Here is a 21,397-nt window from a genome sequence, read left to right as displayed (position 1 = left end):
GAGTGGGCGGGGTGGGCAAGTCCACACTGCTGCGCCAGTGGCAGGAGGCGGCCCGGCGCGCGGGTGCGGCCACCGCGGTGGTGGACGAGAACGACGTCCACGGCGTGCAGCAGGCGCTGACGGAGCTGGCCCGGCAGCTGGCCGAGCAGGCGGGGCCGCTGAAGGAGTTCGACAAGGCGGCCGAGCAGTACCGCAGGGAACAGGAGGCGGCCGCCGAACCGGTGCCGGGCCAGAGCGAGGCCTCGGTGTCGAGCCGGGTGGTGACGCAGGCCGCGCTGGGCGGTGTGGCCACAGTGATCCCCGGGGCCGGGGCCGTGACCACGATGGTGAACCCGGACGCGGCGGCCGAGGGGCTGGACCGGCTCCGGGCGGGAGTCCGCGCCAGGGGCCGTCGGGGGCGCGCGGGTGACACGGCCGTGAACCGGGCGTTCGTCTCCGAGCTGGACCGGTTGTCCGGCCGTTACCCGTGGGTGGTGCTGTTCCTCGACACCTGGGAGCAGACCGGACGGTACCTGGACGGCTGGCTGCGGGACCTGCTGGAGGACACCTTCGGTCCGCTTCCGGCCAACGTGATCGTGGTGCTGGCCGGGCGTGACGAGCTCGCGGAACGGGAGTGGGCACCGCTGCGGGCGCTGGTGGCGGACGTACCGCTGGATGTGTTCACCGACGCGGAGACGCGGGCGCTGCTGGCCGTACGAGGGGTGACGGAGCCCGACGTGGTCGAGGCGGTCGTGCAGCTGTCGATGGGGCTGCCGCTGTTCGTGGAACTCATGGCGTTCAACCGGCCCGGAACGGCCGAGGCCGTCGACGCCGACGGGGACTCGGTGGACAGGGCGGTCAAGCGGTTCATGGAGGGGATCAGGGACGACGAGCACCAGCAGTCGGTGCTGGCGTGCGCGCTCGCTCCGCAGCTGAACGAGGACATCTTCGCCGCCGCCGTACCGCCGCGGGCGCGGGGGCTGTGGGGGTGGCTGTGCGAGCAGCCGTTCGTCAGCGGCCGCGGCGACTTCAAGCAGTACCACGCCGTGGTGCGCGCGAGCATGGTGCGGCAGCAGCGCACCCACTCCCCGCAGGGCTGGACCACGGTGCACCTCCAGCTGGCGGGCGCGCACACCGCCTGGCGCACGGACGCCGAACAGGGCGTTCCCGAGGCCAGGCGATGGGGCGACCCCCGCTGGCGCCGGCACCTCCTGGACGAGATGTACCACCGCCTGTGCGCACACCCCGCGGTCCACCTGCCGGCGGCGCTGGAGCAGGCCGTCCACGCCGCCGGACGGGACAACACGGAGGTCCTGCAGCAGTGGAACCACAGTTTCGCGCAGGCGGCCCGCGACACCGCCGATCCCGCTCTCCTGTCCTGGGCCGAGCGGCTCCGGGAAGCCGCCGCCGGCACAGAACCCAACGTCGCTGTCCTGACCGCCCTGCTCACCCACGGCCGGCTGGACACCGCCGCCCGGGCGTGGGCGCACGCCCACCGGGGCTGGCACCTCTATCTCGCCGACCGTGACGACGAAGCCATGACGGAACTCGACCGGGCCGTCTCCCTCGACCCCCGCAACGCCCGGCCCTGGGCCTACCGCGGCGAGGTCCACTCCTGGCACGGCCGTACCGATCAGGCGGTCAGCGACCTGACGACCGCTCTCGACCTCGATCCCACGTACGCCTGGGCGCTCGCCGTACGGGGAGGAGCCCACCGGCAGGCCGGCCGCTTCGACGAGGCCGTCGCCGACCTCACGGCCGCTCTGGACCTCGACCCCACCCTGGCGTGGGCACTCGTCTCCCGTGGAAGAGCCCACCACTCGGCGAGCCGCTTCGACGAGGCGGTCGCCGACTTCACGGCCGCGCTGGTTCTCAACCCCACGTACGCCTGGGCCCTCGCCCAGCGTGGGATCACCCACAGGTCGGCCGACCGGCACGACCAGGCTGTCGCCGATCTCACCGCCGCTCTCGAACTCAACCCGACCTACGCCTGGGCCCTCGCCGAACGCGGGGTGGCCCATCAACAGGCCGGTCGTTACGAAGAGGCCGTCACCGATCTCACCGCCGCCGCCGATCTCGACCCCCCGTACGCCTGGGCGCTCGCCCAGCGGGGAGAAACCCATCGGCTGACCGGCCGTTTCGATGAGGCGGTCGCCGACTTCACGGCCGCTCTCGACATCAATCCTGTCTACGCCTGGGCTCTCGCCCAGCGGGGAGAGGCGCATCGTGAGGCGGGCCGTTTCGACGAGGCGGTCGCGGACTTCACGGCCGCGCTGGCTCTGAAGCCCACTTGGGACTGGGTTCTGGCGTGGCGTGGTCAGGCGCATCGTCAGGCCGGTCGTCTCGATGAGGCGGTCGCCGACCTGTCCGCCGCTGTGGAGCTGGACCCCGCGTACGGCTGGGCTCTCGCCGAGCGGGGAGAGGCGCATCGTCAGGCGGGCCGCTTCGACGAGGCGGTCGCGGACTTCACCGCCGCGCTGGCCCTCGACCCCGTGTACGACTGGGCTCTGCTGCGCCGTGGGGAAGCCCATCGGGAGGCCGGTCGTTTCGATGAGGCGGTCGCGGACTTCACGGCCGTGCTGGAGCTCGACCCCGGTTCGCGCTGGGCCTTGGCCTGGCGTGGTCAGGCCCATCGGCAGGCCGGTCGCCCGGACGTCGCCGTCACCGACCTCACCGCCGCGCTCCACCTCAGCCCCACTTATGTCTGGGCTCTCGTGGAACGGGGGGAAGTCCATCGCCAGGCCGGCCGCCTGGACGAGGCGGTCGCCGATCTCACCGCCGCTCTCGAGCTCGAGCCGACCCGTGCCGGGGCCCTCGGCGCGCGAGGCGCCGCCCGCCGGGAGGCGGGCCAGTACGCGCAGGCACGCGAGGACCTGGAGCAGGCCCTCGTGCACGACCCCGATGATGTCGTCCTCCTGTTCGAGAAGGCCATGCTGGACACGGTGACGTCGGGACTCGCGGCCTGTGTCGAGCAGTGGACCGACCTGATCGCGCGACCGGCCGAGCACGAGGAACTGGACGAGGTGGAGATCAGGTTCCTGGAGCTGTTCCGTGTGCTCCTCCTGGAACGGGACGAGCCCGTCACCGAGGCGACGGAGGCATTCCTCGACCGGGGCCCGGACGCTTCCTTCGTCATGGACCTGCTGCACTACCTGGCCGAACTCTCCGCCATGAACGGCGAACCGGCCGACCGCGCGGAGCAGTGCCGCCGCCTCGTCGTGGCCCGCACCGCGGCCTGAAGCGGCCCCGGCCACGGCCGGACGAAGGAGGAGCGGCCTCGGCGCCCCGCCGACAGCCTTGACGGACGACAGCCTTGACGGACGACAGCCTTCACGGACGACAGCCTTAACGGACGGTTATGGGAGCCGCGATTCCACGGACGCGGCACCCGGGGGCGCCTTACGCTCCCCGCATGCCCCTGAGCCTCACCGTCCTCGGCACCGCGTCCCCGCACCCGAGGCCACGGCGTCCGTGCTCCGGGTATCTGTTGCGCGGCGGGGGAGCCGAGGTGTGGGTGGACGCGGGGTTCGGTACGTTCGCCGAGTTGCAGCGGCACACGGATCCGACACGGCTCACCGCGATCTGGGTCTCCCATCTGCACGCGGACCACAGCGCCGATCTGCTGGCCGCCGCGTACGGGTTCGCGTACGGAGGGCTCAGGCTGCCCGCGCCCATTCCCCTCTACGCGCCGGGCGACTGCGGACCGCGGCTCGCGGCGTTCCTCGGGCGGTCGGACCCGGCCTTCCTGAGCGGTGTGTTCGACTTCCGTCCCCTGTACGACGGACACGCGGTACGGCACTGGAACCTCAACCTCGGCGCGCGTGCCGTCAGCCACGACATCGAGACGTACGGGCTGCGCGCCGAGTGCCAGGGTCGGGTCCTGGCGTACTCCGGGGACAGCGGACCGTGCGACGCGCTCGCCGACCTCTCCGCCGGCGCCGACCTGTTCCTGTGCGAGGCGGACATCGACCGGCATCGCGAAGGCGAACGGCGCGTGCACCTCACCCCCGAGGACGCGGGCGCCTACGCGAAGGGCGCGGGCAGGCTCCTGGTCACCCATGTCGGGCCCACGCTCACCCGCGAGTCGGCGGCCGAGCGGGCCGCCGCGGTCTTCGGCGGACCGACCGAGTGCGCGCGTGAGGGCGGCACCACGGTCGTGTGAGAACCCGGGACGGGAAAGCCCAGTTCCGTAGCCCTGGCCCCGTGCGTCACCCCAACTTCGTTTGTCAGAAGCATTGACGAAACACAGGACCCCTCCTACCTTCAACGCGTCGTACTTCGTACGTCATATATGAGACGCGATATGTGAGATCCGAGAGGCGCGCATGACCTCTGTGCCCACCCCGATCCCGTCCCGCACGCAGTTCGTGCTGGAGGGGATCAAACACCGCATCCTCACCGGGCAGCTGACGCCGGGCCAGGCGCTCGTCGAGACCGAGCTCGCCGCGCAGTTCGGGGTCTCCAAGACGCCCGTGCGCGAGGCGCTGAAGACGCTGGCCGGGACGGGGCTCGTCGTGATGAGCCAGTACAAGGGCGTCACGGTGCGCATGGTGGACGCGGACATGGCACGCGAGGTGTACGACGTACGGCTGCTCCTGGAGCCGGAGGCCCTGCGGCGGGCAGTGCGGCGCGGGGCCTCCCTGGAGGTGGCCCGGGACGCGCTCGCCCGCTCCGACCGGGCGGCGGACACGGCGGAGCGCTCCCTCGCCAACCGGGAGTTCCACCGCGCCCTGTACACGTCCTGCGGCAACCCGCTCCTCGGCCGGATGCTCGACGAGGTACGGGACCAGGCCGCGCTCGTCTCGGCGGTCGCCTGGGCCGCCAACCCCTCCTGGGAGCGGGAGGCCGCCGAGCACCGGGAGATCCTGCGGCTCGCCCTCGGCGGCGACGCCGACGGGGCCGCCGCCGCCCTCCACGCGCACATCGCGTCGTTCGTCCAGCGGGCCTTCCCCGAGGCCCACGAAGAGGAAGGCCATCAATGAGCAGCGTGACGTACGAGACCCAACGGGCGGCCCTGGCCGACGTCGTGGCGATCCCGGTGACACCGTTCGCCGAGGACGGCACCGTCGACCGGGACACCCACCGGGCCCTGCTGCGTCGGCTGCTCGACGGCGGGATCAGGACCCTCACGCCGAACGGCAACACCGGTGAGTTCTACGCGCTGACCCCCGAGGAGCGGAAGCTCGTCACCGAGCTGACCATGGACGAGGCCGGCGACCGGGGGGTCGTCCTCGTCGGGGTCGGGCACGACGTGCCCACCGCCGTGGCCTCCGCCCGGCACGCCCGTGAGGTCGGCGCGCAGATGGTCATGGTCCACCAGCCCGTCCACCCGTACGTGTCGGACGCCGGCTGGGTCGACTACCACCGTGCCGTCGCCGAGGCCGTGCCCGAGCTGGGCGTCGTCCCGTACCTGCGCAACGCGCTGCTGCCGGGCGCCCGGCTCGCCGAACTCGCCGACGCCTGCCCGAACGTCATCGGCGTCAAGTACGCCGTGCCGGACGCCGCCCGGTTCGCCGCCTTCGCGCGGGACGCGGGGCTCGACCGCTTCGTGTGGGTGGCGGGGCTCGCCGAGCCGTACGCGCCCTCGTACTTCTCCGCGGGCGCCACCGGCTTCACCTCGGGGCTGGTGAACGTCGCCCCGGCCGTCTCGCTGAACATGATCGAAGCGCTTCGATCCGGGGACTACCCGGCCGCCATGAAGGTGTGGGAGCAGATCCGCCGCTTCGAGGAACTGCGCGCCGCCAACGGCTCCGCCAACAACGTGACCGTGGTCAAGGAGGCCCTCGCCTCGCTCGGCCTGTGCCGCCGCGACGTCCGGCCGCCGAGCAGGGCGCTGCCCGACGGCGAACGGGCCGAGGTCGCCGCCATCGCCGCCGGGTGGTCCGTATGACGAGCCGGGAGAACCGGACGGAGAAGCGTCCCGAGGAGTACAGAAGCCACCAGTGGTACGGCACGGACGGGCTGCGCTCCTTCAGCCACCGGGCCCGCACCCGCCAGCTCGGCTATCTGCCCGAGGAGCACCTGGGCAAGCCGGTCATCGCGATCCTCAACACCTGGTCCGACATCAACCCCTGTCATGTGCACCTCCGTGATCGCGCGCAGGCGGTCAAGCGGGGCGTGTGGCAGGCCGGCGGCTTCCCGCTGGAGTTCCCGGTGTCGACGCTCAGCGAGACCTTCCAGAAGCCGACCCCGATGCTCTACCGCAACATGCTCGCGATGGAGACCGAGGAACTGCTGCGCTCGTACCCGGTGGACGGGGCCGTGCTGATGGGCGGCTGCGACAAGTCCACGCCCGCGCTGCTCATGGGCGCCGCCTCCGTCGACCTGCCGACCGTGTTCGTGCCCGCCGGGCCCATGCTGCCGGGCCACTGGCGCAACGAGGTCCTCGGCTCCGGCACCGACATGTGGAAGTACTGGGACGACAAGCGCGCCGGGCTCATCGGCGACTGCGAGATGCAAGAGCTGGAGAGCGGACTGGCCCGCTCGCCCGGTCACTGCATGACCATGGGCACGGCCTCCACGCTCACCGCCGCCGCCGAGGCACTCGGGGTCACCGTTCCGGGCGCGTCCAGCATCCCGGCCGTGGACTCCGGGCACGACCGGATGGCCGCTGCCTCCGGCCTCAGGATCGTCGAACTCGTCCGCAGGGACCGGAAGTTGTCCGAGATCCTCACCGCTGACGCCTTCGAGGACGCGGTGACCACCGTCCTAGGACTCGGCGGTTCCACCAACGCGGTCATCCATCTGATCGCCATGGCCGGCCGCGCCGGAGTCCGGCTCACGCTCGACGACTTCGACCGCATCGCGCGCACGGTGCCGGTGCTGGCCAACGTCCGGCCGGGCGGACAGACGTACCTGATGGAGGACTTCCACTTCGCGGGCGGGCTCCCCGGCTTCCTGTCCCGGATCACCGATCTCCTCCACCTGGACCGGCCGACGGTGTCGTACGACACGATGCGCGAGCAGCTCGACGGCGCGCTCGTCCACAACGACGCCGTCATCCGCACCCGTGAGAACCCGGTCGCGAAGGAGGGCGGGGTCGCCGTGCTGCGCGGCAACCTCTGCCCGGACGGCGCGGTCATCAAGCACATCGCCGCCGAGCCGCACCTGCTCAAGCACACCGGTCCCGCGGTCGTCTTCGACGACTACCGGACGATGCAGCGGACCATCAACGACCCGTCCCTGAACATCACCGCCGACAGCGTGCTCGTGCTGCGCAACTCCGGTCCCAAGGGCGGCCCGGGCATGCCCGAGTACGGGATGCTCCCCATCCCCGACCACCTGCTGAAGCAGGGCGTCCGGGACATGGTGCGGATCTCCGACGCCCGCATGAGCGGCACGAGTTACGGCGCGTGTGTGCTGCACATCGCGCCCGAGTCCTACATCGGCGGGCCGCTCGCGCTCGTCCGCACCGGGGACAGCATCACCCTCGACGTCGAGGCGCGCACCCTGCATCTGGGCGTGGACGACGACGAGTTGGAGCGCCGCAGGGCCGCGTGGACCCCGCCGCCCGAGCGGTACGAGCGTGGCTACGGCGCGCTCTACAACGACCAGATCACGCAGGCCGACACCGGCTGCGACTTCGAGTTCCTGGCCCGTCCGGGCAAGGTGGCCGACCCCTACGCGGGCTGAACCCCCAACGGCTGACGCCGCCGTCGCCGCCGTGTGCACCCGAAGAAAGCGCTTCACCTGCACGAAGAGGCACCCGCACGAAGAGGCGCCTGCACGAAGAGGCACCCGCACAAAGAGCACCAAGAGCACCCGCACAAGACCGTACGACGTACTGAACGGAGACCAGTCATGGCCCAAGCCGCAGCCGTGGCGAAACCGCCCACGCCACCCCGGCGGCGTCGCGGATCAGCCACGCCGCGCAGGCTCCCGTACCTGCTGATCGCGCCGGCGGGCCTGCTGATGCTCGGCTTCATCGCCTACCCGGTCATCAGCGTCTTCTACTACAGCCTGCAGAACTACAACCCCACCAAGCCCTGGCGGAACGGTTACGCGGGCTTCGACAACTTCGTCCACGCCTTCACCAAGGACCCCGTCTTCTGGGACACCCTGGTCTTCAGCGCCAAGTGGGTCGTCGTCGAGGTCGGATTACAGCTGCTGTTCGGCCTGGCGCTCGCACTGATCGTCAACCAGAGCTTCGTGGGCCGGGCGCTGAGCCGCGCGATGGTCTTCTCACCGTGGGCCGTCTCCGGTGTGCTCACCTCCGCGATCTGGGTGCTGCTCTACAACTCCCAGACAGGTATCACCCGTTACCTCGCGGACATGGGCATCGGCGAGTACGGCACCAGCTGGCTCTCCGACACCTCGACCGTGTTCCCGGCCGCGATCGTCGCCGACCTCTGGCGCGGTGTGCCCTTCTTCGCGATCCTCATCCTCGCCGACCTCCAGTCCGTCTCGAAGGACCTGTACGAGGCCGCCGAGGTCGACGGCGCCAGCCGCTTCCGGCAGTTCGTCCACATCACACTGCCGCACCTGAAGGACGCGATCATCCTGTCCACGCTGCTGCGCGCGGTGTGGGAGTTCAACAACGTCGACCTGCTCTACACCCTGACCGGCGGCGGACCCGCGGGCGAGACCACGACGCTCCCGCTCTACATCGCCAACACATCCGTCGACGCCCACAACTTCGGCTACGCGTCCGCCCTGACCACGGTCGCGTTCGTGATTCTGCTCTTCTGCTCGATGGTCTATCTGCGGCTGAGCAAGTTCGGAGGCGAGGACAAGTGATCACCAAGGACGCCGAGATCAGCGACGCCCCGGTGGCCCCCGCCCCCGAGGCCGAGGAGCCCCCGCGCCGACCGGGGAAAGCCCGGCGCGCCTGGGACGAGGTACCCCGCTGGCAGATCTACCTGCCCCTCTCGATCTACCTGGTCTTCACGCTCATCCCCTTCTACTGGATCCTGCTCTTCGCCCTGCGCGAGCCCGGCTCCACCTCGCTCGTGCCGTGGCCCATCACGTTCGAGCACTTCGAGAAGGTGTGGACGGAGCGGTCCTTCGGCACCTACTTCCAGAACAGCGTCCTCGTGGGCGTCGCCACCCTCTTCATGACCACGATCGTCGCCCTCGCCGGCGGCTACGCGCTGGCCCGCTTCAACTTCAGGATCAAGCGCGCGTTCATGCTGGCGCTGCTGTGCTCCCAGTTCGTGCCGGGCGCGCTGCTGCTGGTGCCGCTGTTCCAGATCTTCGCCGAGATGCGGATGATCAACTCGCTGGGCAGTGTCATCATCGCCGAGACGGTCTTCCAGCTGCCGCTGTCGATGATCCTGATCAGCGGGTTCATCAAGAACGTGCCGTACTCGCTGGAAGAGGCCGCCTGGGTCGACGGCTGCAACCGGTTCAGCGGCTTCCGGGTGGTCGTGCTGCCACTGCTGCGGCCCGGCCTGATCGCCGTCGGCTCCTTTGCCTTCGTGCACTCCTGGAACCACTTCCTGTTCGCGCTGATGTTCCTCTCCAACCAGGAGAAGCAGACCATCCCCGTCGGCCTGAACACCCTGCTCAGCGCCGACAGCGTCGACCTGGGCGCGCTCGCCGCCGGGGGCATCATCGCCGCCGTACCCGTAGTGATCGTGTTCGCCTTCATCCAGAAGTGGCTGATCACCGGCTTCAGCGCGGGGGCGGTGAAGGGATGAGAAAGCAGCTGCAACTGGCGGTCGTCGTCGGGGCGTTGGGTCTGCTGCTCAGTACCCCCGCCGGGGCCGAGTCCCGCGACATCAGCCGTGACACACTCGCCGCCGACGACGGCTGGGCGGCGGCCGACGGTGGGACCACGGGGGGTTCCACCGCCGACGACGCCCACGTCTTCACCGTACGCAACCGCAGCGAGCTGGTCCGGGCGCTCGACGGAGGCAGCGCCACCCCGAAGATCATCCGGATCGCGGGCACCATCGACGCCAACACCACCGACGACGGCGACAAGCTGGACTGCGACGACTACACGAGTGACGGCTACGACCTGAAGAAGTACCTGGCCGCCTACGACCCGCGCACCTGGGGCTCCGCCAAGCCGAGCGGCCCCCAGGAGGAGGCCAGGCAGGCCTCGGCGGCGCAGCAGGCCGAGCGGGTCGAGCTGGCCGTCGGCTCCAACACCACCATCGTCGGCCTCGGCGACCGGGCCGTCCTCAAGGGCGCGAGCCTCCAGGTCAGGGACGCGGACAACGTGATCATCCGCAACCTCGAACTCCGCGACGCCTACGACTGCTTCCCCGTCTGGCAGCCCAACAACGGCGGCCTCGGCGACTGGAAGACCGCGTACGACACCATCTGGCTGCGCGGCGCGAGCCATGTGTGGGTCGACCACGTCACGCTGTCCGACAAGGGCCACCCCGACGAGGACGAGCCCACCTACTTCGCCCGCAACTACCTGCGCCACGACGGGCTGCTCGACATCACCAACGGGTCCGACCTCGTGACGGTGTCCTGGAGCCGGTTCGCCGACCACGACAAGGCGATGCTCATCGGCAACGGCGACACGGCCACCGGGGACCGCGGCAAGCTGCGCGTCACCCTGCACCACAACGAGTTCGAGGGCGTCGTCCAGCGCGCGCCGCGCGTCCGTTTCGGGCAGGTGCACGTCTACAACAACCGCTACGTCGTTCCTGAAGACGTGCACGACTACCGCTACTCGGTCGGCGTCTCCACGGAGTCCGCCGTCTACGCCGAGAACAACGCCTTCACCGCGCCCGGACACATCGAGGTCGCCGACCTCGTCAAGAGCTGGAACGGCACCGCCCTCCACGCCACCGGCAGCCTCTTCAACGGCTACCCCGTCGACCTGCTGACCATCTACAACGCGTACAACTCCGGCAGCGAACGCGACCTGACCGCCGACGTCGGCTGGACGCCCACGCTGCACGGGGAGATCGACAGCGCCCGGCAGGCGGACCGCGAGGTCGCCCGCGGCGCGGGCGCCGGGAGGATCCGATGACCACTCCGACGGCCCCGAAGGGCTCCTACGACACCCCGCTGCCCGTCGTCCTGGCGGGAGCCCGCGGGCACGGCCGCTGGCACCTGGCCAACATCCGCCGCCTGGCGGACAAGGGGATCGTCCGGCTCGCCGGGGTCTGCGAGCTGACCCCGCTGACCGAGGAGGAGCTGGAGGGCCTGGGCACGCCCGAGCAGTCCCCGGATTTCGGGGCGCTGCTGGACTCGACCGGTGCCGCGATCGCCGTCATCTGCACCCCCATCCCCACCCACACCGACCTCGCGCTCACCGCGGCCGAGCGGGGCGTCCACCTCCTGCTGGAGAAGCCCCCGGCGCCGTCGTACGCCGAGTTCCGCCGTATGGCCGACGGGGTCGCCGAGACCGGGGTGGCCTGCCAGATCGGCTTCCAGTCGCTGGGCTCGCACGCCCTGCCCGCGATCCGCGAGCTGATCGCGGAGGGCGCCCTCGGCGAGGTCACCGGCGTCGGCGGGGCCGGGGCGTGGGCACGCGACGAGGCCTACTACCGGCGGGCGCCCTGGGCGGGCAAGCGGCGACTGAACGGCGTCGACGTCATCGACGGCGCCCTCACCAACCCGCTCGCCCACGCCGTCGCCACCGGACTCGCGCTCGCGGAGGCCACCCGCGCCGAGGACGTCACCGGCATCGAGACCGAGTTGCTGCGCGCCAACGACATCGAGTCCGACGACACCTCCTGCGTGCGGATCACCACGGCCGCCGACGGCCGCGTCACCGTGGCCGCCACGCTGTGCGCCGAGCACCCCGGCGAGCCGTACGTCGTCGTGCACGGCACCAGCGGCCGGATCACCTTCTGGTACAAGCAGGACCGCGTCCTCGTCCAGCGGGCCGGGCACGGGCCCGAGGAGACCGAGTACGGCCGTACCGACCTGCTGGAGAACCTCGTCGACCACCTGGTCGACGGCACTGAACTGCTGGTCACACCCGACGTGACGGGCGCCTTCATGAAGGTCGTCGAAGCGATTCGCCAGGCACCCGACCCGGCCGCGCTGCCGGCCGGAACCTGGCACCTCCTGCCCGACGAGAACCGCCGCGTCGTGCACGGCATCGACGGCCTGGTCGCCTCGGCCGCCGACACCCTCGCCCTCTACTCCGAGCTGGGCGCCCCCTGGGCCCTCCCCACAGCTTCCGCGAAAGAGGTGAGCTCATGACGAACAACGACTCGCTGGTCCTGCGCATCGCGGGCCGACCGGTCGGCCGCTACACCACCCGCCCCGAGCTGCCCACCAGGCTCTCCCCACGCCCCTATCTGCACCCCGTCACCACCCTGTCCGGTACGGCCGTCACCGAACTGAGTCCGGCCGACCATCTGCACCACCTCGGCGTCGGTGTCGCCGTTCCCGACGTCGAGGGGCACAACTTCTGGGGCGGGCGCACCTTCGTCCGCGACCAGGGCCCGACCGAGCTCGACAACCACGGCTCCCAGCGGCACACCGCCTTCCAGCTCCGCGACCCCGACGGCTTCGTCGAGGAGCTGCGCTGGGTGGCGGCCGGAGACGAGCTGTTACGAGAGCGCCGTACGGTCGCGGCCACCGAACTCACCGACTCCGCCTGGGCGCTGGACTTCACGTTCTCCCTCACCAACATCACCCCGGGCCCGCTGTCGATCGGCAGCCCCGCCACCAACGGGCGGCCCGGCGCTGCCTACGGCGGCTTCTTCTGGCGCGCCCGCAAGGAGGCCGACGCGCCGCGTGTGTTCACCCTGGACAGCGAGGGCGAGCCGCAGGTCCACGGCACCCGCGCCGACTGGCTCGCGCTCGCCGGCTCCACCTGGACGCTCGTCTTCGCCGGCGCCACCGACGCCACCCGCCAGGACCCGTGGTTCGTGCGCACCGAGGAGTACCCCGGCGTGGGCTCCTCCCTCGCCCACGACGAGCGCGTGCCGATCGGGCCGGGGGAGACCGTCGTACGGCGGGTCGTGACGGTCGTCGCCGACGGCACCCTCGACCGGGACGGTGCGGCGGCCCTCGTCCGGAAGGCGGTGAGCCCGTGACGAGCACGGAAGCAGCGTCCGCGTTCAGCGCCGACCTTGGCGACGGCACCTACCGCAACCCGGTCCTGGGCGCGGACTGGTCGGACCCCGACGTCGTCCGCGTCGGCGACGACTACTACCTCACCGCGTCAAGCTTCGGCCGCGCCCCCGGACTGCCGCTGCTGCACTCCCGCGACCTGGTCAACTGGACGCTGGTCGGGCATGCCCTGCAGCGCCTGGAGCCAGGGAGCGAGTTCCGCACGCCACGGCACGACTGCGGCGTGTGGGCGCCCTCGTTACGGCACCACGCCGACCGGTTCTGGATCTTCTGGGGCGACCCCGACCAGGGGATCTTCCAGGTCAACGCCCCCGAGATACGCGGCCCCTGGACCCGCCCCCACCTGATCAAGGCGGGCAAGGGGCTGATCGACGCCTGCCCCCTGTGGGACGAGGAGACCGGCGAGGCGTACCTCGTGCACGCCTGGGCCAAGTCCCGCTCCGGGATCAAGAACCGGCTCACCGGGCACCGGATGCACCCCGACGGCACCAGCCTGCTGGACGAGGGCAAGGTGATCGTCGACGGGGACCGGCTGCCGGGCTGGTTCACCCTCGAAGGGCCCAAGCTGTACCGGCACGACGGCTGGTTCTGGATCCTCGCCCCGGCCGGGAGCGTCGAGACCGGCTGGCAGGGCGCCTTCCGCTCCCGCGGCTTCTTCGGCCCGTACGAGGAGCGGATCGTCCTGGAGCAGGGCGACACCGACGTCAACGGCCCCCACCAGGGCGGCTGGGTGCGCACCCAGAACGGTGAGGACTGGTTCCTGCACTTCCAGCAGCGGGGCGCGTACGGCCGGGTCGTACACCTCCAGCCCATGTGCTGGAGGACTGGGGGCACCTCCCGCTCGAGCGAAGCCGAGAGTGAGGGAGGGTGGCCGGTGATGGGTGACGAGGGAACCCCCGTCACCGGCCACCGCAAGCCCGACCTGCCGCCGCAGCCGCCCGCCGCGCCCGCCACCGACGACGACTTCCCCGGCGGCCGCTTCGGACGCCAGTGGCAGTGGACCGCCAACCCCCAGGACGGCTGGGCCACCCACCACTCCGGTGACGGACTGCGGCTGACCTGCGTACGGACGGTCGACGCACACGACCTGCGCAAGCTGCCGCACGTGCTCACCCAGCGGCTGCCCGGCGTCCCCGTGACCGTGGAGGTCGAACTCCGGCTCGACAGCGAGGAGGAGGGCGCCCGGGCCGGGCTCGCTGTCCTCGGAGACGCGTTCACCTGGATCGGGCTCCAGCGGGGCGCGGACGGGAGCGTGCACCTCGTGCACCGGTTCGGCGAGTCGGTCGCCGACCGGGAACGGGACGCCGCCCACCCCCGGCCGGCCCCCGAGGGACGGGCCCGGCTGCGGATCGAGATCGGCGCCGGGGCGCGCTGCCGCTTCTCGTACGACACCGGGGACGGCCACGGCTTCCAGCCCTCCGGCCAGGTCTTCGCCGCCACCCCCTGGCGCTGGGTCGGCGCCCTGCTCGGCCTGTTCGCCCTCGCTCCCACCGGCGGGGGACATGCCGGGGCGGCCACGTTCACGCAGTTCCGGATCACCCCCTCGCACCTCCCCTCGTAACCCACCCCACCCGCACGCCTGATACGCCTGTTGGGAGCCGCAATGACGCACCTCCGTAGCAAGCGCTTGTCGAAGGCCCGGCCAAGACCGGGCCTCGGCCGGGCCCTGGCCGCGGTCACCGTCCTGGTGGCCTCGCTGGGACTCGGGGCCCTCACCCCGGCCGACGCCGCCGTGCCCGCGTCCGTCTCCGGGGCCCACCGGACCTGGAGCGACAAGGCCCACGGCTTCGCCTCCCTCGACGGCGGGACCAGCGGCGGGGCGGGCGGCAAGGTGGTGACCGTCACCGACCAGGCGTCCCTGGAGAAGTACGCGGTCGCCGAGGAGCCGTACATCATCCGGGTCGCCGGCACGATCAAGGCCGAGCCCTTCGGCGCGAACGTCGTCGTCGCCTCGAACAAGACCATCATCGGAGTCGGCACCAAGGGGGAGCTCGTCCAGGGCGAGTTCCACCTCAACCCCGGCACCCACAACGTGATCATCCGGAACCTGACCATCCGGGACTCCGCGGTCGAGGGCAACTGGGACTGCAAGGACACCGACTTCGACGGCATCCAGATGGACTCCGTCCACCACGTCTGGATCGACCACAACCGCTTCTCACGGATCTGCGACGGCCAGCTCGACATCCGCAAGGACAGCGAGTACGTCACCGTCTCCTACAACCAGTTCACGGAGAACAACAAGACGTTCGGCATCGGCTGGACCACGAACGTCAGGACGCAGATCACGATCGACCACAACTGGTTCCGCGACACCAAGCAGCGCAACCCGTCCGCCGACAACTGCGCCTACGCGCATCTCTACAACAACTACCTCTCGGCGCAGCTCGCGGACGGCGACCCCGTGTGGACCTACGGCAACTGGTCGCGTGGCCGGACCAGAATGGTCATCGAGAACAGCTACTACGACGGCGTCCAGCACCCCTACCAGGCCGACACCACCGCCGAGTTGGTGCAGCGCGGGTCGATCCTGAGGAACACGACGGGGCGGCAGGACGCGTGGGGTACGGCCTTCGACCCGAAGGACTTCTACGCCTACCGGCTCGACCCGGCCGCCGCCGTCCCCGCCCTGGTCACCCGCCTCTCCGGGCCGCAGAAGCAGCTCGGCACGAACACCGTGCTGAACGTGCCCGCCGAGTACCCGACCGTGCAGGCCGCCGTGGACGCGGTGCCAGAGGGCAACGACGGCACCGTCACGATCCGGATCGCACCCGGGACGTACCGCGAGAAGGTCCTGATCCCCGCGACCAAGCCGAGGATCGTGCTGCAGGGGACCGGCCGGGACCGCTCGGACACCGTCATCGTCTTCGACACGCCCGCCGCGTACGGCGGCTCCAACGGAAGCGCCACCGTGCGCATCCTCGCGAACGACGTGACGGCCCGCCACCTCACCTTCAGCAACGACTTCGACGAGGCCGCGCACGAGCTGAACGGCGAGCAGGCCCTGGCGATGAAGACGACGGGCGACCGGATCGTCTTCGAGGACACGGCCTTCCTGGGCAACCAGGACACGTTGATGACCGACAGCCCGAAGCTGGACGTGATCAGCCGGGTCTACGTCCGCGACTCCTACATCGAGGGCGACGTCGACTTCATCTACGGGCGGGCGACCACGGTCATCGAGCGCTCGGTGATCAAGGCCCTGAGCCGCGACTCGGCCACCAACAACGGCTACATCACGGCCGCCTCGACCTGGAAGGACAACCCGTACGGCTTCCTGATCACGAAGTCGAAGGTCGTCAGTGACGCTCCCGCCGACACCTTCCACCTCGGCCGTCCCTGGCACCCGGGCGGTGAGCCGAACGCCGTCGCCCAGGTCCTGTTCCGGGACACCCGGCTGCCCGCCGCGGTCAAGTCGTCGCCGTGGACCGACATGAGCGGCTTCTCGTGGAAGGACGCCCGGTTCGCCGAGTACCGCACGTACGGGCCCGGCGCCACGGTCACCGCCGACCGGCCGCAGCTGCCGGCGGCGGACGCGGACTCGTACACCGTCACCAAGTACCTGGCGGGGACGGACGGCTGGGCGCCGCACGTCGGCCGCCGCTGACCCCCCACAACTTCATAACGAACCCTCGTTGGATCCAGAAGAGAAGAGCCGTTCAATGAAGATCAGCATTCGCAGAAGCAGGCGCGCCGCCATCGCCGTCGCCCTGGGATCCGCCCTCGCCCTGACCGCCACCGCCTGCGGCGACGACGGCAGCGGCGCGGCCGGTGACAAGGGCGCCGAGGGCAGCGGCAAGGGAGAGATCGTCTTCTGGGACAACAACGGCGGTGTCCGCACCGACATCTGGAAGGAGATCATCGCCGACTTCGAGAAGGCGAACCCGGACATCAAGGTCAAGTACGTCGGGATCGCGGCCACCGAGTACCAGTCCAAGGTCGACACCTCCCTCCAGGGCGGCGGACTGCCGGACGTCGGAGGCGTCGGCGCGGCGATGCTCGCCGGGTTCGCCGCGCAGAACGCGCTGGAGCCGCTCGACAGCCGCCTCTCCAAGTCCTCCCTGAGCGGCAAGCTCAACAAGGACATGGTCGAGTCGCTCAAGGCCGCGGGCGGGGGCGACGGCACGCTGTACTCGATCCCGACCTCCGCGAACAACGGTGTCCTGTACTACCGCACCGACCTGTTCAAGAAGGCGGGCCTGGACGAGCCGACCACCTGGGACAAGTTCTACGAGGCCGCGGACAAGCTCACCGACAAGGGCAAGAACGAGTTCGGCTACACCATCCGCGGTGGCGCCGGCTCCATCGCGCAGGCGCTGGACGCGATGTACGGGCAGTCCGGCATCACGTCGTTCTGGGACTCCAGCGGTGAGAAGACCACGGTCAACGACCCGAAGAACGTGGAGGCCCTGGAGAAGTACGTCGGCCTCTACAAGAAGGTCACCCCCGCGGCCGACCTCAACAACGACTTCACCAAGATGGTCGCCCAGTGGGACTCCGGCACCATCGGAATGCTGAACCACAACCTGGGCTCCTACCAGGACCATGTGAAGGCGCTCGGCGTCGACAAGTTCCGTGGCATCCCGCAGCCTGTTGGCTCCGCCGGTAAGCGGGTCCAGGTGTCCAACCCCGTTGATGGGCTCGGCGTGTTCAAGGCATCCAAGAACAAGGAGGCCGCCTGGAAGTTCATCGAGTTCGCCACCTCGAAGGCGGAGAACTCCAAGTTCAACGAGTCCGCGGGGCAGGTGCCGTCCAACAACGACGCCGCGAAGGACGCGTGGATCTCCAAGTCCGAACCGACGAAGCTGGCTGCCGAGGCGCTGACGGACGGTTCCACGACGATCGTGCAGTTGCCGTACTACCTGCCGGACTGGAACACGATCTCGAAGACGGACAACGAGCCGAACTTCCAGAAGGTGGTGAACGGGTCCATGAGTGCCAAGGAGTTCTTGGACACGTTGGCCGACCAGCTGAACAAGGCGCAGTCCGAGTGGAATGAGCAGAAGGGTTCGTAGTTCTGCAGGTCGGGTTTTCGGCTGACGGCCCGTTGTGGCTTGTCGCGCAGTTCCCCGCGCCCCTAAAGGGGCGCGGGGCTCGCCCACCACTTCGAAAGGCACCCCCGTGTCACTCACCCGCAGACAGGTCACCACCGCGGCGCTCGCCGCTGTTCCTCTTGCCGTCGCGGCTACGCCCGCCACGGCCTCCTCAGGTTCCCGTCGCGTACGGACGGTTTACATCGCCGGTGACTCCACCGCCGCCCAGAAGTACGCGGACGCGGCCCCCGAGACCGGCTGGGGCATGGCTCTCCCCTTCTTTCTGAGCAAGGACGTGCCGGTCGCCAACCATGCGGTGAACGGGCGGAGTTCGAAGAGCTTCGTCGACGAGGGGCGGCTGGACGCCATCCTCGACGTCGTCCGGCCCGGCGACTTCCTCGTGATCCAGTTCGGGCACAACGACTCCAAGGCCGCCGATCCCGCGCGCTACACCGAGCCCTGGACGACGTACCAGGACTACTTGCGTCTGTACGTCGACGGGGCGCGCGCCCGCGGGGCCCGTCCTGTGCTCGCCACCTCCGTCGAGCGCAGGAAGTTCGACCCGGACGGCAAAGCGCTGCCGACCCACGGCGACTATCCGGCGGCCATGCGGGCCCTCGCCGAGGAGGAGGGCGTCGCACTGCTCGACATCCAGGCGCTGTCCATCGCCCTGTGGCAGCGGCTCGGTGTCGAGGAGACCAAGAAGTACTTCAACTGGACCGGGACCGAGCAGGACAACACGCATTTCAATCCGCCGGGGGCGATCGCCGTGGCCCGGCTGGTGGCGGGTGAGTTGCTGCGTCGGCGGGTGTTGACGCCGCGGGATGTCCGTCGGCTGGACGACGAGATCCCGGAGTCCTGGATCACTTGGCCGGAGGCGTAGTTCCCCGCGCCCCTGATGCGGCACCGGCCCCCCTCATTCTTCGAAAGGAACCCGCACACATGCGTCCCCGTATCTGGCATGCCCATGTCATGACATCCGTTCTTGGATGCACCGCCCTCGTCCTCGCCGTCACCGGCCCCGTCGCCCACGCGCAGGACCGCGACCTCGCAAGCGAGACCCTCGCCGCGGGTGACGGGTGGGGCTCCGAGGGTGCCGGTACCACCGGTGGCTCCGCTGCCGATGCCGCGCACGTCTACACCGTCACCACCTGGGAGGAGTTCAAGGCCGCTCTCAAGGACGGGGGGAGCGCGCCCAAGATCATCAAGGTCAAGGGGGTGATCGACGCCGTGTCCGAGGGCTGTGACGCGTTCGCGGCCCAGGGGTACGACTTCCAGCAGTACCTCGCCGACTACGACCCCGCCGTCTGGGGCCACGACAATCCGGTCAGCGGCGAGCAGGAGGACCTGCGGGCCGCGTCGGCCGCCAACCAGGACCAGGCCATCAAGGCCAACGTGCCCGCCAACACCACCATCGTCGGTGTCGGGAAGGGCTCGGGCATCCTCGGCGGCAGCCTCCAGATCAAGGGCGTCGACAACGTCATCCTCCGCAACCTCACCATCGAGGCCCCGATCGACTGCTTCCCGCAGTGGGACCCGACGGACGACAACAAGACCGGCGCCTGGAACTCCGAGTACGACGGCGTGGTCGTCTACGGCTCCACCCACGTGTGGATCGACCACAACACGCTCACCGACGGCCGCTACCCGGACAGCACCCTGCCGTCGTACTTCGGCAAGGTCTACCAGCAGCACGACGGCCTGGTCGACATCGTGCGCGGCGCCAACCACGTGACGGTGTCCTGGAACTCGTTCAAGGACCACGACAAGACCATGCTGATCGGCAACAGCGACAGCGCCGGCTCCACCGACTCGGGCAAGCTCAAGGTCACGCTGCACCACAACCGCTTCGAGGGCATCGTCGAGCGCGCCCCGCGTGTCCGGTTCGGGCAGGTCGACTCGTACAACAACCACTTCGTGGTGACGAAGGACCAGCCGTTCGCCTACGTCTTCGGCATCGGCGCGTCCTCGCGGCTGTACGCCACGGACAACGCGTTCTCCCTCCCGGCGGGGGTCGGCGTCGGCAAGACCCTGAAGAAGTGGAACGAGGCGCCGCTCACCGCCGGGAACAACTACGTCAATGGGAAGTTGACGGATCTGATCGCGGTCCACAACGCCGAGATCCCCGGGGAGACCCTCCAGTCCGGTGCCGGGTGGACGCCGACGCTGCGGACGAAGGTCGACTCGCCGCGGGCCGTGCCGGGGATCGTCGGGAGCCGCGCGGGTGCCGGAAAGGTCTGCTGACGTGGCATCCACTCCTCACAGAGCTTCTGCTGACATGAGCCTGACATCACTGAGCAGGCGTTCGTTCGTGATCGCCGGTGTCGGGGCCGCGCTCGCCCTGGGGACGGGCGGGACCGCCCACGCGCGCGGCCGGTCCCCCTTCGGGCGGTACGGGTCGCCGTCCGCCCGGCTGAGCGAGAAGACCCTGTACGTCCATCCCGGCGGGCTCGGTGACCACACCACCGTCCAGGCCGCCGTGACCGCCGCCGACGGGAGCGGATACACGCTGGTCATCGCATCGGGCACGTACCGCGAGACGGTCGCCGTGAGTGTCGCCCGTACCGGGATGACCTGGATCGGGGCCTCGGGTGACGCGCGGGACGTCGTGGTCGTCTACGACAACGCCGCCGGCACCCCGAAGCCCGGTGGCGGCACCTACGGCACGACCGGGTCGGCGACCACCCTCGTGCAGGCCGACGGGTTCAACGCGCGGGACATCACCTTCGCCAACGACTGGCTCCGCGCCGACCACCCCGAGATCAGCGGCACCCAGGCCGTCGCCATCAAGGTGCAGGGGGACCGGTCGGCGTTCGTGCGGTGCCGGTTCCTCGGGCACCAGGACACGCTGTACGCCGACTCGATGGCGCTCGGCACGTTCGCCCGCCAGTACTTCCGGGAGTGCTACGCCGAAGGGGACGTGGACTTCGTGTTCGGGCGGGCCACCGCCGTGTTCGAGCGCTGCCACTTCCGCACCCTGACCCGCACGGATCTGACCGCGGCCCCGTACGGTTTCGTCTTCGCGCCGTCCACCGCGGTTGCCAACTCGCGCGGCTACCTCGTGACCGGGAGCCGCGTCACCAGTGAGGCGCCCGAGGGCTACTACAAACTGGCCCGCCCGTGGGTGCCCAGCTCCGACACCACCGCCCGCCCCATGCTGACCGTGCGCGAGACCCGCCTCGGCTCCGGTATCGACGCGGTGGCGCCCTACACCACCATGTCCTCCGGGTTCCCCTGGCAGGACCAGCGGTTCGCCGAGTACCGCAACACCGGGCCGGGCGCGGTGATCTCCGTGCCCGAGAACCGGCCCCAGCTGAGCGCCGCCGACGCCGGGTCGCACACCCGCGAGGTGTACCTCGGCGACTGGGCCCCCTGGAAGGGGTGCTGAC

General features: G+C 70.3%; 16 protein-coding genes. All 16 read left to right on the top strand.

The window, feature by feature from the left end; all coding sequences use genetic code 11:
- Positions 1–3,218, top strand: a 3,218-nt coding sequence (locus tag FNH08_RS07810) for a tetratricopeptide repeat protein (RefSeq protein WP_152770584.1), incomplete at its 5' end; no start/stop codon positions are given.
- A 173-nt stretch (positions 3,219–3,391) separates the two neighbouring features.
- Entirely contained in the window at positions 3,392–4,141 is a 750-nt protein-coding gene (locus FNH08_RS07805; RefSeq protein WP_152770582.1) for an MBL fold metallo-hydrolase, read from the top strand.
- Positions 4,142–4,304: 163 nt separating this feature from the next.
- Entirely contained in the window at positions 4,305–4,961 is a 657-nt protein-coding gene (locus FNH08_RS07800) for a GntR family transcriptional regulator (RefSeq protein WP_152770580.1), read from the top strand.
- Positions 4,958–5,869: a dihydrodipicolinate synthase family protein gene (locus tag FNH08_RS07795; protein WP_152770577.1), complete on the top strand. Its 912-nt coding sequence runs from the start codon at positions 4,958–4,960 to the stop codon at positions 5,867–5,869. Before FNH08_RS07800 ends, FNH08_RS07795 begins: the two co-directional genes overlap by 4 nt.
- On the top strand, positions 5,866–7,611 hold the full coding sequence (gene araD / locus FNH08_RS07790; protein ID WP_152770575.1) for an L-arabinonate dehydratase: 1,746 nt from the start codon (positions 5,866–5,868) through the stop codon (positions 7,609–7,611). Before FNH08_RS07795 ends, araD begins: the two co-directional genes overlap by 4 nt.
- Before the next feature lie 168 nt (positions 7,612–7,779).
- Positions 7,780–8,715: a carbohydrate ABC transporter permease gene (locus tag FNH08_RS07785; RefSeq protein WP_152770573.1), complete on the top strand. Its 936-nt coding sequence runs from the start codon at positions 7,780–7,782 to the stop codon at positions 8,713–8,715.
- Positions 8,712–9,617, top strand: a complete 906-nt coding sequence (locus FNH08_RS07780; RefSeq protein ID WP_407704341.1) for a carbohydrate ABC transporter permease — start codon at positions 8,712–8,714, stop codon at positions 9,615–9,617. Before FNH08_RS07785 ends, FNH08_RS07780 begins: the two co-directional genes overlap by 4 nt.
- Positions 9,614–10,912, top strand: a complete 1,299-nt coding sequence (locus tag FNH08_RS07775) for a pectate lyase family protein (RefSeq protein ID WP_152770571.1) — start codon at positions 9,614–9,616, stop codon at positions 10,910–10,912. Before FNH08_RS07780 ends, FNH08_RS07775 begins: the two co-directional genes overlap by 4 nt.
- Positions 10,909–12,096, top strand: coding sequence for a Gfo/Idh/MocA family protein (locus tag FNH08_RS07770; RefSeq protein WP_152770569.1), 1,188 nt, complete (start codon positions 10,909–10,911; stop codon positions 12,094–12,096). Before FNH08_RS07775 ends, FNH08_RS07770 begins: the two co-directional genes overlap by 4 nt.
- Positions 12,093–12,938 carry a DUF6807 domain-containing protein gene (locus FNH08_RS07765; protein ID WP_152770568.1) on the top strand — a complete coding sequence of 282 codons (846 nt, stop codon included), beginning with the start codon at positions 12,093–12,095 and terminating at the stop codon, positions 12,936–12,938. The genes FNH08_RS07770 and FNH08_RS07765 overlap by 4 nt, the downstream gene beginning before the upstream one ends.
- Complete coding sequence (locus tag FNH08_RS07760; protein ID WP_322723969.1) at positions 12,935–14,536, top strand: glycoside hydrolase family 43 protein; 1,602 nt, start codon at positions 12,935–12,937, stop codon at positions 14,534–14,536. Before FNH08_RS07765 ends, FNH08_RS07760 begins: the two co-directional genes overlap by 4 nt.
- Positions 14,537–14,578: 42 nt before the next feature.
- Positions 14,579–16,582, top strand: coding sequence for a pectinesterase family protein (locus tag FNH08_RS07755; RefSeq protein WP_152770566.1), 2,004 nt, complete (start codon positions 14,579–14,581; stop codon positions 16,580–16,582).
- A 55-nt stretch (positions 16,583–16,637) separates the two neighbouring features.
- The gene (locus FNH08_RS07750) at positions 16,638–17,990 is read left to right on the top strand and encodes an ABC transporter substrate-binding protein (RefSeq protein ID WP_152770564.1); all 1,353 of its coding nucleotides are present in this window, start codon (positions 16,638–16,640) and stop codon (positions 17,988–17,990) included.
- 106 nt (positions 17,991–18,096) lie between these two features.
- Positions 18,097–18,891 (top strand): rhamnogalacturonan acetylesterase, encoded by a 795-nt coding sequence (locus FNH08_RS07745; protein ID WP_322723968.1) that lies wholly within the window; start codon positions 18,097–18,099, stop codon positions 18,889–18,891.
- 59 nt (positions 18,892–18,950) lie between these two features.
- Positions 18,951–20,252, top strand: coding sequence for a pectate lyase family protein (locus FNH08_RS07740; protein WP_152770562.1), 1,302 nt, complete (start codon positions 18,951–18,953; stop codon positions 20,250–20,252).
- 34 nt (positions 20,253–20,286) lie between these two features.
- A complete protein-coding gene (locus FNH08_RS07735) occupies positions 20,287–21,396 on the top strand; it encodes a pectinesterase family protein (RefSeq protein ID WP_152770561.1) in 1,110 nt (369 codons plus the stop codon).
- Position 21,397 lies beyond the last annotated feature (1 nt).

This window comes from Streptomyces spongiae (genome assembly GCF_009377185.1).
GTDB classification, from domain to species: domain Bacteria; phylum Actinomycetota; class Actinomycetes; order Streptomycetales; family Streptomycetaceae; genus Streptomyces; species Streptomyces spongiae.
The sequence above is the reverse complement of the archived record's forward strand: the minus strand, read 5'-3'. Positions and strand labels throughout refer to the sequence as shown.

Coding starts and splice junctions, on each gene's coding strand:
- FNH08_RS07805 (WP_152770582.1), top strand. CDS start 3,392: ATGCCCCTGAGCCTCACCGTCCTCGGCACCGCGTCCCCGCACCCGAGG.
- FNH08_RS07800 (WP_152770580.1), top strand. CDS start 4,305: ATGACCTCTGTGCCCACCCCGATCCCGTCCCGCACGCAGTTCGTGCTG.
- FNH08_RS07795 (WP_152770577.1), top strand. CDS start 4,958: ATGAGCAGCGTGACGTACGAGACCCAACGGGCGGCCCTGGCCGACGTC.
- araD (WP_152770575.1), top strand. CDS start 5,866: ATGACGAGCCGGGAGAACCGGACGGAGAAGCGTCCCGAGGAGTACAGA.
- FNH08_RS07785 (WP_152770573.1), top strand. CDS start 7,780: ATGGCCCAAGCCGCAGCCGTGGCGAAACCGCCCACGCCACCCCGGCGG.
- FNH08_RS07775 (WP_152770571.1), top strand. CDS start 9,614: ATGAGAAAGCAGCTGCAACTGGCGGTCGTCGTCGGGGCGTTGGGTCTG.
- FNH08_RS07770 (WP_152770569.1), top strand. CDS start 10,909: ATGACCACTCCGACGGCCCCGAAGGGCTCCTACGACACCCCGCTGCCC.
- FNH08_RS07765 (WP_152770568.1), top strand. CDS start 12,093: ATGACGAACAACGACTCGCTGGTCCTGCGCATCGCGGGCCGACCGGTC.
- FNH08_RS07755 (WP_152770566.1), top strand. CDS start 14,579: ATGACGCACCTCCGTAGCAAGCGCTTGTCGAAGGCCCGGCCAAGACCG.
- FNH08_RS07750 (WP_152770564.1), top strand. CDS start 16,638: ATGAAGATCAGCATTCGCAGAAGCAGGCGCGCCGCCATCGCCGTCGCC.
- FNH08_RS07740 (WP_152770562.1), top strand. CDS start 18,951: ATGCGTCCCCGTATCTGGCATGCCCATGTCATGACATCCGTTCTTGGA.
- FNH08_RS07735 (WP_152770561.1), top strand. CDS start 20,287: ATGAGCCTGACATCACTGAGCAGGCGTTCGTTCGTGATCGCCGGTGTC.